This window comes from Amycolatopsis sp. CA-230715 (genome assembly GCF_018736145.1).
Classification (GTDB): Bacteria; Actinomycetota; Actinomycetes; order Mycobacteriales; family Pseudonocardiaceae; genus Amycolatopsis.
Genome location: NZ_CP059997.1, coordinates 3,449,486 through 3,462,342, shown reverse-complemented (window position 1 = coordinate 3,462,342; position 12,857 = coordinate 3,449,486). Strand labels below are relative to the sequence as shown.

Here is a 12,857-nt window from a genome sequence, read left to right as displayed (position 1 = left end):
AGGGACCCGCTCCGTGCGGAGGCGGACCGGGCGGGGGCTTGGACCGGCCCACCTCCGCACATCGAGTCTTCCCGCCGGGAGCCCGCCGCACAGCACGCTGGGCGAACCGGCGTCGTCCCCGGTCAGCGTGGGTTTCATCCGGAAGACGAAACCAGCGTGTGGCGCGGGGAACATCCGTACGCGGTGCGGTAGGCGGCGGCGAACCGGCCGAGGTGCGGGAAGCCCCAGCGGGTGGCGATCGCGGTCACCGTGTCGTCGCGGGAATCGGCGGCCAGCAGGTTTTCGTGGGCGCAGGCCAGCCGGACGCGGCGCAGGTACGCGGTGGGTGTCGTGTTGAGGTGGCGGCGGAAGGCCAGTTGCACCGTGCGGACGGTGACGGAGGCGGCGTTCGCGATGTCGAGCATGCTGATGTCCCGGTCGGGGTTGGCTTCGATGAACGCGACCGCGCGGCGCAGCGTCGCCGGGTTGGCGTCGTGGCGGTCTTCGATCGTCGGGTCGGCCAGCGCGGTGCTCGGGAACGTCGCCAGCGTGACGGTGGCGAGCAGCCGGGCCGTGTGGGAGCGGACCAGCGGGTTGTCCATCAGCTGGATTTCGTTCCGGACGAAGGCGAAGGCGCGCCGCCACTGCGCGGCCGCCGCCGGTGAGATCGGCTCGTGGCCGAGCAGCCGCACCGGTTCCCGTTCCCTCGGACCGGTTTGCGCGACCTCGCCGAGCAGGTTCGGAGCGATGACCGTGTAGTCGATGTCGAGGTCGTGCAGGCTCACCCACAGCGGCCGGTCGGGCTGGGCGGCGAGGAAGACGTCGTCCTGCCGGTAGCGACGCTCGTCCTGCCCGCTGCGGCAGGAAGCCCGGCCCGCGCGCACGCCGCAGACGCAGACGGTGCCCAGCGGCTCGACGCTGATGTCGACGCTCATGCCGAAGGTCATCCGGTTCACCATGACCGGGCCGAGCCGGTCCTGGACGATGCGAAGTCCGCGGCGGTCGCCGTGCGCGCTCAACCGCATCGACGAATACAGCTCGCTGAGCACAGCGGTCGCGTGCGCCAGATCCGTGGTTTCGATGACTTCCGGCACGGCGCCTCCCGCGACCGGGCCGGCGATCCGGCCATCTCCAGCGAACCACGCGGATGCCGTCGCGCACAGGGCCGAACGGCCCCACCGGCGAGGTACCACCAAGTGGAATCCGACTTAGGTATGTGGTCCGGTTTGCCCCGCGCTGCCAGGCTTGACCGATGAGCTGGGGACGAGGAGGGCTGGCATGAAGATGTGGGCTGCGGTGCTGGGCGCGGTGCTGATCGGCACGGTGCTTCCGGTGGCCGCGAACGCGGTGGAACCTCCGGCGAAGCCGGCGGCGCAGGGCAAGGCGCCGCTTCCCGGCGCGTCGAAGAACGTCGAGCTGCGCAAGGCGCTGCCCGAGACCGAGGGCGCGATCTCGATCAACTTCATGGACTACCACCACCGCGACGTGATGTTCGTGAGCGGGAAGTTCGGCCTGCGCACCTACGATGTGTCCAATCCGGACGAACCGGTGCTGCTCGACCACCTGACCAAGCAGGAACTGGCGCTGCCCGGAGACGACGTCGCGCAGCGGTTCTGGGAGAACGAGGACGTCAGCGTCGACCCGGAGCGCAAGCTGGTGTTCCTCGCGCGCGAGCGCACCGCATTCGGGCGGCAAGGCGGCGCGGAACGCCCGACCGGGGTGTACATCGTGTCGGCGGCCGACCCGGCGAACCTGCAACTGCAGAGCTTCGCCCCGATGGGCACCGGGCACATCACCACGTGTGTCAACGACTGCCGCTACCTGTGGACCACCGGCTACGACGGCACGCCGTCCACCGACCCGGACACCTACCGCCGCTCGGGCAAGGTGTTCGTCACCGACATCCGGGATCCACGCAACCCCAGGACGTTGCCGACCTACGTGGACCTCAACCGGGACCAGGGCGAGACCCACATGACCCACGACGTGCAGGTGGACGCGGCCGGGATCGCCTGGGTGGCGGGCACCGGCGGCACCCGCGGGTACTACACCCGGGGCTGGCACTGGGATCCGCTGAAGAACCGCTTCCGCGAGGCGACCGCGATCGATCCCGTGCCGTACGCGGGTGGCGGGGTGTCGAAGGCGACCATGCCCACCGCGTTCTCGCACAACTCGTTCCGCCCCGTCGGCCGTACCCTGTCCGACGGGCCGCGGCCGACACGGGAAAACCCGGCAGGCAGCCTGCTGCTGCACACCGAGGAGGCGTTCGGCTCGCCGACCTGCAAGGACCAGGGCCGGTTCGTGATCTCGTCGCTGACCGGTTCGGAGCAGGCGCAGTCCTGGCGCGCCACCCCGGACAAGCGGTTCGAGCTGCGCACGGTCGGCGTGTGGACGCCGGACGACCAGGAAGGCACCTTGCCCGGCAAGGACACCTTCTGCTCGGCGCACTACTTCGACGTGCAGAAGCGGATCGTGGCGTACTCCTGGTACGAGCAGGGCACCCGCTTCCTGGACATCAGCAACCCGGCGAAGCCGATCCAGGTCGCGTACTGGCGGCCGGAAGGGTCGACCTCGTTCGCGCCGTATTGGCACAAGGGCAGGGTGTTCCTCGCCGACCTTTCCCGCGGCGTGGAGGTGCTTTCGCTGACGCACGACGCGTACCAGGCGCAGAGCACCGGCACCAACGTGACGCTGCGGACCACGCCGGGCGACGCCGTCGCGCGACCGGCGGGCCAGGTCCGCAACCGCCTCCCGCTGGTCCCGGATCCGGACTACGGCACGGCCTGCCCGATGCTCGAAGGCCGCGAATGCGAGCCGGGATCCCTTTCCTGCTGCTAGCGGAAAAACGCCCCGGCGACCGGATCGCCGGGGCGTTTTTCGTCGTACCCCGCCGCTAGGTTGGCGCGCGTGAACCGCACCGATCGTCTCTACGCGCTGGTCGAGGAGCTGCGCGCGATCGCGCCGCGCCCGCGCAGCGCGCGCTGGCTCGCCGGTCGTTTCGAGGTCAGCGTCCGCACGGTGGAGCGGGACATCAGCGCGTTGCAGCAGTCGGGAGTGCCGATCTACGCCGAGGCGGGCCGCACCGGCGGTTACTGCCTGGACAAGGCGCGCACGCTGCCGCCGGTGAACCTGACGCCGGGTGAGGCCGTCGCGATGGCGGTGGCGCTGGGCCGCCTCGACGGCACGCCGTTCCGGGCGACGGCGGGTTCGGCGCTGCGCAAGCTGGTCGCGGCGATGCACGGCGACGACGCCGCCGCGGCTCGGGACCTCGCCGGTCGCATCCATTTGCTCGACGGCGAAGGCGCCGCGCCGCCGGTGCCGCGGCTGGTGGCCGACGCGGTGTCCCGCCGCCGTGTCCTGCGCATCGGGTACGCCGATCGCGAGGGCGCGGTCACGCGACGCGATGTCGAGCCGCTCGGCTACCTCGGCACCGAAACCCACTGGTACCTCCTCGCCTGGTGCCGCACGCGCGATGCGGTGCGCGGGTTCCGCACGGACCGGATCGCCTCGATCGCGGTGACCGCCGAAGTGCCCGAGCCGCGTTCGCTGCGCCGCGAGGATCTCGGTATCGCGCGCGACGCGGTCCGCCAGCTCGAATTTTCTCCTACGCTGAACAAGTGAAGAGATGGCTCGCGGTGGCGCTGCTCGTGGTGTCGCTCGGTGCGTGCGGCCGCCCGGCGGAGCCTGCGAAAGTGCCCGCGACGGTCACCTGGACGACGGGTGCCGCACAGGTGACCGGCGTTCGCCCCGGACCGGCGCCGAACACCGCGGTGATCGAGGTCGACCTTCCCGCGGGCGGCGAGGACTGCGCGAAGGACCTGCACCTCGAGATGCTCACCGAAGAGAACAACACCGTGTACGCGAACGTGGTCTTCTCTTCGCGCGGATCGAACGTGGTCGGTGCCTGCCCGGCGAACGAGCGGGCCGAGACGACGCTCACCACGCCGGGCCCGCTCGGCGACCGCCCCCTTGTCTTCAATTCGGAGGCGATGTGGCACCGGCTCGGTGCCGCCTACGGCCGCTGCGACGCGCGCCTTGGCTGCACGCCACCCGCCGACCACTGCGCGGAAGCGTGGATCGACCAGGCGACCTTCGACTCGGACGTGCCGGTGAAGCACCTCAGCGGCGCGCGTGTGGTGCGTGGGTGCGACGGCGCCTGGCTCGTGCTGGACATCACCCGCCACGTCGGCGAATGCCCGCCCGCCGAGGGTGCCCCAGGCTGTTCGTCGGAAGGCCCGGTGAACCGTGTCGTCTACCGCTGGAACGGCAAGGGCTGGCAAAGCGTGGCAGGCGCCAAGGGAGCCGGGTGCGACGAGATCAAGACACGGCTCCCGGAGTTTCCCGCAGCGCTCTGCGACCGGTTGCCGTCGCCCTGATGCCACACTGACCCCGTGGAACTTTCGCAGACATTCTCTTGGCAGGGCAGGACAATCGCGTGGGACCGGTTCGGTGCCGGGCCGCCGGTGGTGTTCTGCCACGGCACACCGTGGTCATCGCTGCTGTGGTCGCCGTTCGCGAAGGCGCTCAGCCGCGAGTACACCGTGCACGTATGGGACATGCCGGGTTACGGACAGTCCTCAAAGGACCCGGCGCACGCGGTCGACCTCGGCACCCAGGGCGAGGTGTTCGCGGCGCTCCTGCGCGAGTGGGAGCTCGCCGAGCCGCACGTGATCGCGCACGACTACGGCGGCGCGGTGTCCTTGCGCGCTCACCTTCTGCACGGCGCGAAGTACGCGTCGCTGGCGCTCGTCGACGTGGTCGCGTTGCGGCCGTGGGGATCGGAGTTCTTCCGCCTGGTGGCCGAAAACGCCGACGTGTTCGCCGCGCAGCCGCTGCCCGTGCACCGCGGCGCGCTGGAGGCCTACATCTCCGGCGCGAGCCACCAGGGCCTGACCAAGTCGCAATTGGACGGTCTCACCGGGCCGTGGCTCACCGAGGAAGGCCAAGGTGCCTTCTACCGCCAGATCGCCCAGGCCGACGAGCGGTTCACCGCGGAGGTCGAAGACCGCTACTCCACAGTGGACATTCCGGTGAAGGTCATCTGGGGCACCGACGACACCTGGATCCCGGCGGACCGGGCGACCCGCCTTGCGGACGCGATCCCCGGCGCGAGCGTCGACCTCATCGAGGGCGCCGGGCACCTGATCCAGTACGACGCTCCGGTGGAGCTGGCGACCGCGCTGCACCGCTGGCTGGTAGCACAGCGATAAATGCGTTGCGGCACGGCAGGTCTCCGCGCGATCCTGGTCGGGCACACCAAAGCCACTCAGGGGATGGGGGAGGCCCGCCGTGCGCGCGCACGATCGGGTTCGGGGTGACCGCCACGCTACCGGCGGAGCTTCGAGGCCGCCCGTGGATCGATCCGGGCGGCCCTCCCGGAGGGCAGCAGGTTCAACGCGACCGAGGTGGCCGACGGGACGTCTGCGGGATCGGCGGCGTGCAGCAGGCCCAGCACCACGCCCGCGTAGCCGGTCATCAGGCCGCTGCGCCGGTCGAGCGGGTTCGGCACACGGTCGGCGAGCACCCGCGCGGCGACACCGCGGGCGAGGCGGCGCCCGCGGAGCGCCCATTCGTCCTCGCCCGTCAGGACACCGGCGTCGAGCAGGAGCGCGGCCACGCCGAGATCGCCGTCGCACGGGTTGAGCACCGATCCGGTTCCCTCGGCCGCGCTCGTCGTCACCGCCGTGCGCAGCCGTTCCCGGTCGCCGCCGAGCCCGAGATGCGTTTCCAGCGCCAGCGCCGTGCCGATGCCCGCGGTGCCGTTGCACCAAGTCGTCCGCACCGGCCCGTCGGCAGCGAAGCGGAGATCGCGCCATCCTTCGCCGGGGACGAACTGCCCCTCCTGCCACGCCGAAAGCTGCTCGGCGTACCCGAAAGCGGCCGGAAACCCTTGGTCGGCAAGGATCTTGAGCGCCAGCACCATGCCGGACGTGCCGTGCGCGAACCCGGTCAGCCGGGGCGGCTCGTTCGCGACGGCGGTCAGCAGCCGGGTCCCGCACGCCTGCCAGGCCGCCGAATCCGAACCGACCGCACGGAGCACGAGGACCGCACCGGCGACACCGAAGTGCACATCCGGTGCCAGCGAGTCGTCCGAGGCACCGGACAGCACGGAAAGCGCCCGCCCGGCCCGTTCCGCCAGCCCCGGATCCGGTGCGCGGCGTGCCACCAACCTGGCCGCGGCCAGGTGGCCCGCCGCACCCGCGAACGCCCCGAGCGAGGTCGGGACGGGTGTCCGCAGCCAGCTCTCCACGACGTCGTCGCGCAGGCTCGCGATCCGGGTATCACCGGTGCGGTGGGCGAGTTCGGCGCAGGCGAGCGCGATACCGGGCAGCCCGCGGTACAGCGAATCGTCGCTCGGGCCGACGTGCCAGTCCCGTCCGCCGACCGAAGAGATGTCGAGCCAGCTCACCCCGGCCGGGCCGGAACGGGCGGAGCGACGCAACGCGAGCCCGGCGGCCAGCGCGCCGTCGAGGAGATCCGCTTCGCCGGAGTCCGAAGTGGACGCTGAAATGCACGGTCCGTCGCGGTTGAACCGGTCGGTGAGCAGGCATGCTCGCACCAGCTCGGCCTCAGCGGAAACGACTTCTTCGGTCAGGTTCCGGATCTTCTCGCGCGCTCTGTCCAAAGGCGACCGGTCGAGGACGCACACCGGGGCGCCCGCGCACCGAACCTCCACATCGGACGCTTCGACCTCGGTGAGCGGAACATCCCCCGCCAGCAGGTCCGCGACCTCGGCCGCGACCAGTTCGGGCCGCGGGCGGTCGCCGTCGAGGGCGAGCTGTCCGAAGTGGTCGAGCCGCGCGTCGCGATCGCACAGCAGCGCCGGGTGGTCGGCCTTGGTCAGCAGTTCGGCATACCGGTAGGTCGGGCGCACGAGCACGCGCAGCGGGAGCCCGGTGAACACCGCGAGCGGGGAATCCGGGCCGAGCAGCCGGTCCCGGTGCGCGGTCACGTTCCTCGCCGCGGCAAGGAATCCCGCGAGCACGTCCTCGCCGAGCGCGTCCCGTTCACGATCCGGCGCCGAGGACAGGAACTCGGCGAGCGCGCCGACGTTCGGCGCGCCGTCGAACGGGCGCGCGCCGGGCAGCATGCTGGTGCTGAGGACGCTGTCGTGCACCGCCCACGCGCCCGGTTCGCCCGCGATGAGGACCGGATCGATGCCCAGCGGGGTTTCCAGGTCGACGAGCACCGGTCGCGCTCCGTCGCCGACGACGTTCTCCTGGTGCAGATCTGTACCACCCAGTGCCCACAGGACCGCGAGCGCGCGCCCGAGCCGGGTGGCGTAGGCGGGCCGGTCGCCGCAGGGCCGGTGCTCGACCCAGCGTGCCCAGCCGTACCCGTTGCCCGGCAACAGATCGGGCGTGTGCACGTCCGTTTCGCCGATGGCGGCGCAGAACCGGGCGAACGCCGCGCCGATGTCGACCGGTCGTGGCCGGTAGGCGAACCGGACGCCGCTCCGGTCGGTGACCGCGGCAACGGATCTCGCGCCGCGGTGCGTGTCGCCGAGCGCGGTCGTGACCGCGACGGGATCGAGCGGGCGGTCCAGGCCGAGCCAGCCGGTGAGCGCGTCACGGTCGGTGAGCAGCCGGGTGACCAGTTCCGCGCTCGCTTCGGCCCAGTTCCGCAGGCGCGTGGTGGCGAGGTCGCGGAGCGGTCCGAAGGTGTCGAGCGCGGTCTGCCAGTCCTTTTCGTCCTGAGCCAACGCGTCCGCGAATTCCGTTGTCCCAGAAGGACTTTCCAGCGCGGTGAGCAAAGCCGAGAGCGCGGCCTCCGCCGAAGCGGTGAGGTCGCCGGGCTGCCGCGCGGTGACGAGATCGAACAGCCCGTGCGCTTCTCCTGGCAGGCCTGCTCGTGCCGCGCCGACCGCGGTTTCTTTGAGCGGCAGCAGAAACAACTCCCCAGCCGCCGCATTACGCACTGTTAGTTCGCGATTCACCACCTTGACACCCTAGCCGCGGAAGAGCAACATTGGGCCCCGTCGGCGCTGCACAGCGCTCTGGGTGACCTGGGGTTTTCGCTACACCGAGCCGTTTCGGCGCGTTCCGGGCGGTGTGATGAAAGGTGCGAAAAAATGAGTCTCAGCTTGGCGGGCGACCGCGTCCGGGAATGGTCGAGGGAAAGCGTCGACGACCGGGAAAACCCGTTCGGCCCGGTACCGGAGAAGCGAGCGATGAGCACGCCCGAGATGACCATCATGTCCAGCTACGCCACCATCTGGCACGGCCAGATCTGCTACCCCTGCTGCGACTGACCATCCGGCGGTAAGCGCCCGCCCGTGACCCGCGCACCCCGACCCGCGGGTCACGGGCAGGCGGTCAGATATCCGCCCATGGTCCGGAAGTACTCCGTGGCGGCCAGTTCCGCGCCGTCCTCGGTGCGCACGCGCTCGATCCGCAGCCCTCGGCTGCGGCCGCGGCGCGCTTCGCTCCCGGCGACGATGACGATCCCGTCGCCCTCCTTGATGAAGATCCGGCCCGGCGTGCCGCCGTAGCAGGCGTCCGAAACGGACGCGCGCACGATCCGGATCCGTTGTCCTTTGTGGAACGTGAACGCGTTCGGGTACGGATCGGACTGCGCGCGCACGAGCCGCTCGATGTCCTCGGCAGGCCACGTCCAATCGATCCGGCTGTCTTCGATCGCGCGCTTGTGGAAGAAGCTGGCCTTGCTCCGGTCCTGCGGGGTCCAGTCGCGGCGGCCGGCGGCGATGAGCGCGAGCGCGTCGGTGACGATCGGGCCGATCAGGTCCACCGTCCGGTGGAAGAGATCGGTGGTGGTGTCGGCGGGCCCGACTTCGATCGCGCGCTGCAGCACGATGTCGCCCGCGTCGAGCCCGTCGTCCATCATGTGGGCGGTCACGCCGACCTCGGGCTCGCCGTTGATGACGGCCCAGATCAGCGGGGAGAACCCGGCGTAGGCGGGCAGGAGCGAGTCGTGCACGTTGAGCGTGCCCAGCGGCGGCAGGCCGTAGATCTCCGGCGGCAGCCAGGTGCGCCAGTTGTTGGCGACGATGATGTCCGGCTCGGCCGCCTTGAGCGCGGACCGCAGTTCCTCGTCGTCGGGCCGGTTGCGCAGCAGCACCGGAACACCGTGCTCGGTGGCGAGATCGGCGACCGAGTCGGACCAGATCTTCTCGTACACGTGCTCGCTCTTCGGGTGCGTCACCACCATGACGACCTCGTGCTCGGAGTCCAGCAGGGCCTTGAGCGTCCGGTGTCCCCAGGTCTGGTACCCGAACATCGCGACCCGCATGGGTCTCCTCCCTTGACGTGGCGGCACGAGCCGAGGTAGTTAAGCAAGGCTGCCCTTAATTAGCAACCAGTCACCCACAGGACGTATATCACCCTCGAAAGTACTAGCTGAGGCTCACCTTAGTTAGGTTAGGCTTTCCGCTGCCATACGTCGACCGATGGGACTGGTATGCCAGCAGGAACGCCACACGAGGATTCCGGACCGGGCGTGGAAGTCCCGGTGTACGACGTCATAGGGGTCGGCTTCGGGCCGTCGAACCTGGCGCTGGCGATCGCGCTGACCGAGCACAACGCGGGCAACGGCGACCCGGTCACCGCGCACTTCCTGGAGCGGCAGCCGCGGTTCGGCTGGCACCGGGGGATGCTCATCGAGGACGCGACCATGCAGGTCTCGTTCCTCAAGGACCTCGCCACCATGCGGAACCCGTCGAGCGGGTTCACCTTCCTCGCCTACCTGCACGATCGGGGCAGGCTCGTCGACTTCATCAACCACAAGAACCTGTTCCCGCTGCGCGTCGAGTTCCACGACTACTTCGAGTGGTGCGCGGCGAAGGTCGACGACCTGGTGTCCTACGGGCACGATGTCACCGCCGTGCACCTGGTGCGCGGTGCGGACGGCACGGTCGCCTACTTCGACGTGCGCGCGGCCAACGGCGAGACGTTCCGCGCGCGCAACCTCGTGGTGAGCACGGGGCTGCGCCCGAACCTGCCGGACGGCGTCCGCACGAGCGACAAGATCTGGCACAACAACGAACTCCTGCACCGGATCGCCGGGCTGCGCGAGCAGGACCCGTCGCGGTTCGTGGTGGTCGGCGCCGGGCAGAGCGCGGCCGAGGTGGCGGCGTTCCTGCACGACGAGTTCCCGCGCGCCGAGGTGTGCTCGGTGTTCGCGCGCTACGGCTACAGCCCGTCCGACGACAGCTCGTTCGCGAACCGGATCTTCGATCCCGAGGCCGTCGACGCCTACTACACGTCGCCTGAGGCGGTGAAGCGCAGGCTGATGGACTACCACGGCAACACGAACTACTCGGCCGTCGACCTCGACCTGATAGACGAGCTGTACCGCCGTGTCTACCGCGAAAAGGTGCTGGGGGAGCGGCGGTTGCGCATCTTCAACATGTCGCGGCCGGTCGAGCTGATCGAGACCGAGAGCGGCGTGCGCGCCACCATCGAAGACCTCGCTACCGGCGAGCACACCGTGTTCGACGCCGACATCGCCGTGTACTCCACCGGCTACCTGCCCGCCGACCCGTCCCCGCTGCTGGGCGAGCTCGCCGCGCACTGCCGCCGCGACGACGACGGCAGGCTGCGTGTGACGCGGGACTACCGCCTGGAGACCGATCCGGCCGTACTGGGCGGGATCTACCTGCAGGGCGGCACCGAGCATTCGCACGGCATCACCTCGTCGCTGCTGTCCAACACCGCGGTGCGGGTCGGGGAGATCCTCGACTCGATCATCGGCCGCGGGGAACCGGCGGTGTCGACCGCGCCCGCCTACGCATCCAGCGGCACCCGGTCCGAATAGCACGTCCGAACTGGACAGTTCACAAGGGACATCCGAAGTAGAATCGCTCGAAGGGCGAGAAGCATGCACTCCACCACCACCGTCAAGCGCGGTCTCGCGAGCCTGCTCGCGGTCGCGCTGGCCGCGGCGCTCGCGGCTTGCGGCAGCTCCACCGATTCGGCACCGCAGGCACCGGCGGGCGGCCAGCCCTCCGGCGCGTTCCCGGTGACGATCGAGCACAAGTACGGCAGCACCGAGATCAAGAAGAAGCCGGAGCGGGTCGTCACGCTCGGGCTGACCGACCAGGAAGCCGTGCTGGCACTGGGCGTCAAGCCGGTCGGTGCGGTCGACTGGTTCAAGGAACGACCCTACGGCGCGTTCCCGTGGACGGCGCCGCTGTGGGGCGGCACCCAGCCGGAGATCGTCGGTGAGCGCGGTGACTTCAACTTCGAGAAGATCGCGTCGCTGCGCCCCGACGTGATCATCGCGCAGTACGCCGCGCTGCCGAAGGACCAGTACGAAAAGCTGACGCAGATCGCGCCGACCGTCGCGCAGTCCGGCAAGTTCGCGGACTTCGCCACGCCGTGGCGCGACATGACGGACACCATCGGCAAGGCGCTCGGCCAGGAGCCCAAGGCGAAGGACCTGATTTCCGGTGTCGACGCGAAACTCGCGAAGGCGCGGCAGGAGCACCCCGAGTTCGCGGGCAAGACGGTCGCCGTCGCGGACACCACCGGGGCTGGCAAGTACGCCGCGTTCGCCGCGAACGACCCGCGCACCGTGCTGATGACCGAGCTGGGCTTCAAGGTGCCGCAGCAGATCGCGGACCTGACCAAGGACGGCAACCCGACCGAGTTCGGCACCGAGCGGCTCGATCTGCTCGATGTGGACAAGCTGATCTGGCTGACCTCCGACACCGCCGCGCCCGCGCAGATCAAGGCCGAACCGCTGTACCAGAAGCTGAAGGTCGCCCAGGAGGGCCGCGCGGTCTTCCTGCCCTACAGCGAGCCGCCGATCGGCGCCGCGGTCACCTTCGCCACGGTGCTGAGCATCCCGTACGCGATCGACCAGAGCGTTCCGCTGCTGGCCGCCGCTACCAAGAAATGACTCTCGCGCGGGCGGTCGCCGTCGCGGCCCTGCTGGTCGTGACGGTGACCGCGTGCGGACCGTCCACGAAGGACACCGGCGGCGCTCCCGTCGCCGGTGTCTTCCCGGTTTCGGTCGCGCACAAGTACGGCACCACCGAGATCCGCACCGCGCCGTCCAGAGTGGTCACCCTCGGGCTGAGCGACCAGGACGCCGCGCTCGCACTCGGTGTCAAACCGGTCGGCGTCGTGGACTGGTTCAACGAACGTCCTTACGGGAAATGGCCGTGGGTCAAGGACAAGTGGGCGGGCTTCCAACCCGAGATCGTCGGCGAGCGCGACGACTTCAACCTCGAGAAGATCGCCGCGCTGCGCCCCGATCTCATCATCGCGCAGTACAGCGGGATGACGAAGGAGCAATACGGCAAGCTGTCCCAGCTCGCACCGGTGGTCGCGCAGCCCGCCGGGTTCAAGGACTACGGCGCGCCGTGGCAGGACATGGCGCGCGCGATCGGCAAGTCGCTCGGCCAGGAGCCGAAGATGGCGGAGCTGATCGCGACGATGGACCGCCGGTACGCCGAGGTCAGGGCGGCGCACCCCGAGTTCGCCACGCAGACGGTGGCGATCGCGGACACCTTCAAACCGGGGAGCTACGCGGTTTTCGCGCCGGACGACCCGAAGTCGTTGTTCCTCACCGGGATGGGCTTCAAGCTGCCGGAGAAGATCACTTCGCTGGCGGGTGACAAGAACGTCATCGAGTTCGGGGCCGAGCGGACCGATCTGCTCGACGTCGACCGGCTGATCTGGCTGGCATCCGACGAGGGTGCGGAACCCCGGATCCGCGCGGACCCGCTGTACCAGCGCCTGGGCGTGGTCAAGGCCAAGCGGGACCTGTTCCTCAGCTACGAGGACCCGCCGGTTGGTGCGGCGATCTCGTTCAACACGGTGCTTTCCATCCCCTACGCGCTCGACCAGGCCCTGCCGCCGATCGCGGCCATCGGGAAATACGAGTGATGACGACCGGAGAGAGGAATCGCTCCG

11 protein-coding genes are annotated in these 12,857 nt (G+C 70.0%); 8 read left to right on the top strand and 3 right to left on the bottom strand.

The annotated features are described in order from the left end of the window. Positions 1 to 134: 134 nt before the first annotated feature. Complete coding sequence (locus tag HUW46_RS48340; RefSeq protein WP_254126215.1) at positions 135 to 1,073, bottom strand: helix-turn-helix transcriptional regulator; 939 nt, start codon at positions 1,071 to 1,073, stop codon at positions 135 to 137. A gap of 184 nt (positions 1,074 to 1,257) precedes the next feature. Between HUW46_RS48340 and HUW46_RS16050 the strand changes: the two genes are divergently transcribed. The 4 genes from HUW46_RS16050 (at position 1,258) to HUW46_RS16035 (ending at position 5,189) form a co-directional block, all read left to right on the top strand. Further along, positions 1,258 to 2,817, top strand: a complete 1,560-nt coding sequence (locus tag HUW46_RS16050) for a hypothetical protein (RefSeq protein WP_215548038.1) — start codon at positions 1,258 to 1,260, stop codon at positions 2,815 to 2,817. Positions 2,818 to 2,886: 69 nt separating this feature from the next. After that, entirely contained in the window at positions 2,887 to 3,600 is a 714-nt protein-coding gene (locus HUW46_RS16045) for a helix-turn-helix transcriptional regulator (protein WP_254126213.1), read from the top strand. Continuing rightward, the gene (locus HUW46_RS16040; RefSeq protein ID WP_215548036.1) at positions 3,597 to 4,355 is read left to right on the top strand and encodes a hypothetical protein; all 759 of its coding nucleotides are present in this window, start codon (positions 3,597 to 3,599) and stop codon (positions 4,353 to 4,355) included. Before HUW46_RS16045 ends, HUW46_RS16040 begins: the two co-directional genes overlap by 4 nt. Positions 4,356 to 4,370: 15 nt before the next feature. Continuing rightward, positions 4,371 to 5,189, top strand: a complete 819-nt coding sequence (locus tag HUW46_RS16035; protein ID WP_254126211.1) for an alpha/beta fold hydrolase — start codon at positions 4,371 to 4,373, stop codon at positions 5,187 to 5,189. Between the two features lie 116 nt (positions 5,190 to 5,305). Here HUW46_RS16035 and HUW46_RS16030 read toward each other — a convergent pair whose 3' ends face one another. Further along, complete coding sequence (locus tag HUW46_RS16030) at positions 5,306 to 7,873, bottom strand: DUF4135 domain-containing protein (RefSeq protein ID WP_215548035.1); 2,568 nt, start codon at positions 7,871 to 7,873, stop codon at positions 5,306 to 5,308. A 177-nt stretch (positions 7,874 to 8,050) separates the two neighbouring features. Here HUW46_RS16030 and HUW46_RS16025 point away from each other — a divergent pair, with 177 nt between their 5' ends. Then, positions 8,051 to 8,230 (top strand): hypothetical protein, encoded by a 180-nt coding sequence (locus HUW46_RS16025; RefSeq protein ID WP_215548034.1) that lies wholly within the window; start codon positions 8,051 to 8,053, stop codon positions 8,228 to 8,230. Positions 8,231 to 8,280: 50 nt separating this feature from the next. Here the strand turns inward: HUW46_RS16025 and HUW46_RS16020 are convergent, their stop codons facing one another. Continuing rightward, on the bottom strand, positions 8,281 to 9,228 hold the full coding sequence (locus tag HUW46_RS16020; protein WP_215548033.1) for a methionyl-tRNA formyltransferase: 948 nt from the start codon (positions 9,226 to 9,228) through the stop codon (positions 8,281 to 8,283). Positions 9,229 to 9,396: 168 nt separating this feature from the next. On the opposite strand from HUW46_RS16020, the gene HUW46_RS16015 reads away from it, so the two are divergent. The 3 genes from HUW46_RS16015 (at position 9,397) to HUW46_RS16005 (ending at position 12,830) form a co-directional block, all read left to right on the top strand. After that, positions 9,397 to 10,752: a lysine N(6)-hydroxylase/L-ornithine N(5)-oxygenase family protein gene (locus HUW46_RS16015; RefSeq protein ID WP_215548032.1), complete on the top strand. Its 1,356-nt coding sequence runs from the start codon at positions 9,397 to 9,399 to the stop codon at positions 10,750 to 10,752. A 63-nt stretch (positions 10,753 to 10,815) separates the two neighbouring features. Beyond that, positions 10,816 to 11,838 (top strand): iron-siderophore ABC transporter substrate-binding protein, encoded by a 1,023-nt coding sequence (locus HUW46_RS16010; RefSeq protein ID WP_215548031.1) that lies wholly within the window; start codon positions 10,816 to 10,818, stop codon positions 11,836 to 11,838. After that, a complete protein-coding gene (locus HUW46_RS16005) occupies positions 11,835 to 12,830 on the top strand; it encodes an iron-siderophore ABC transporter substrate-binding protein (RefSeq protein ID WP_215548030.1) in 996 nt (331 codons plus the stop codon). Before HUW46_RS16010 ends, HUW46_RS16005 begins: the two co-directional genes overlap by 4 nt. The last annotated feature ends 27 nt before the right edge of the window (positions 12,831 to 12,857 follow it).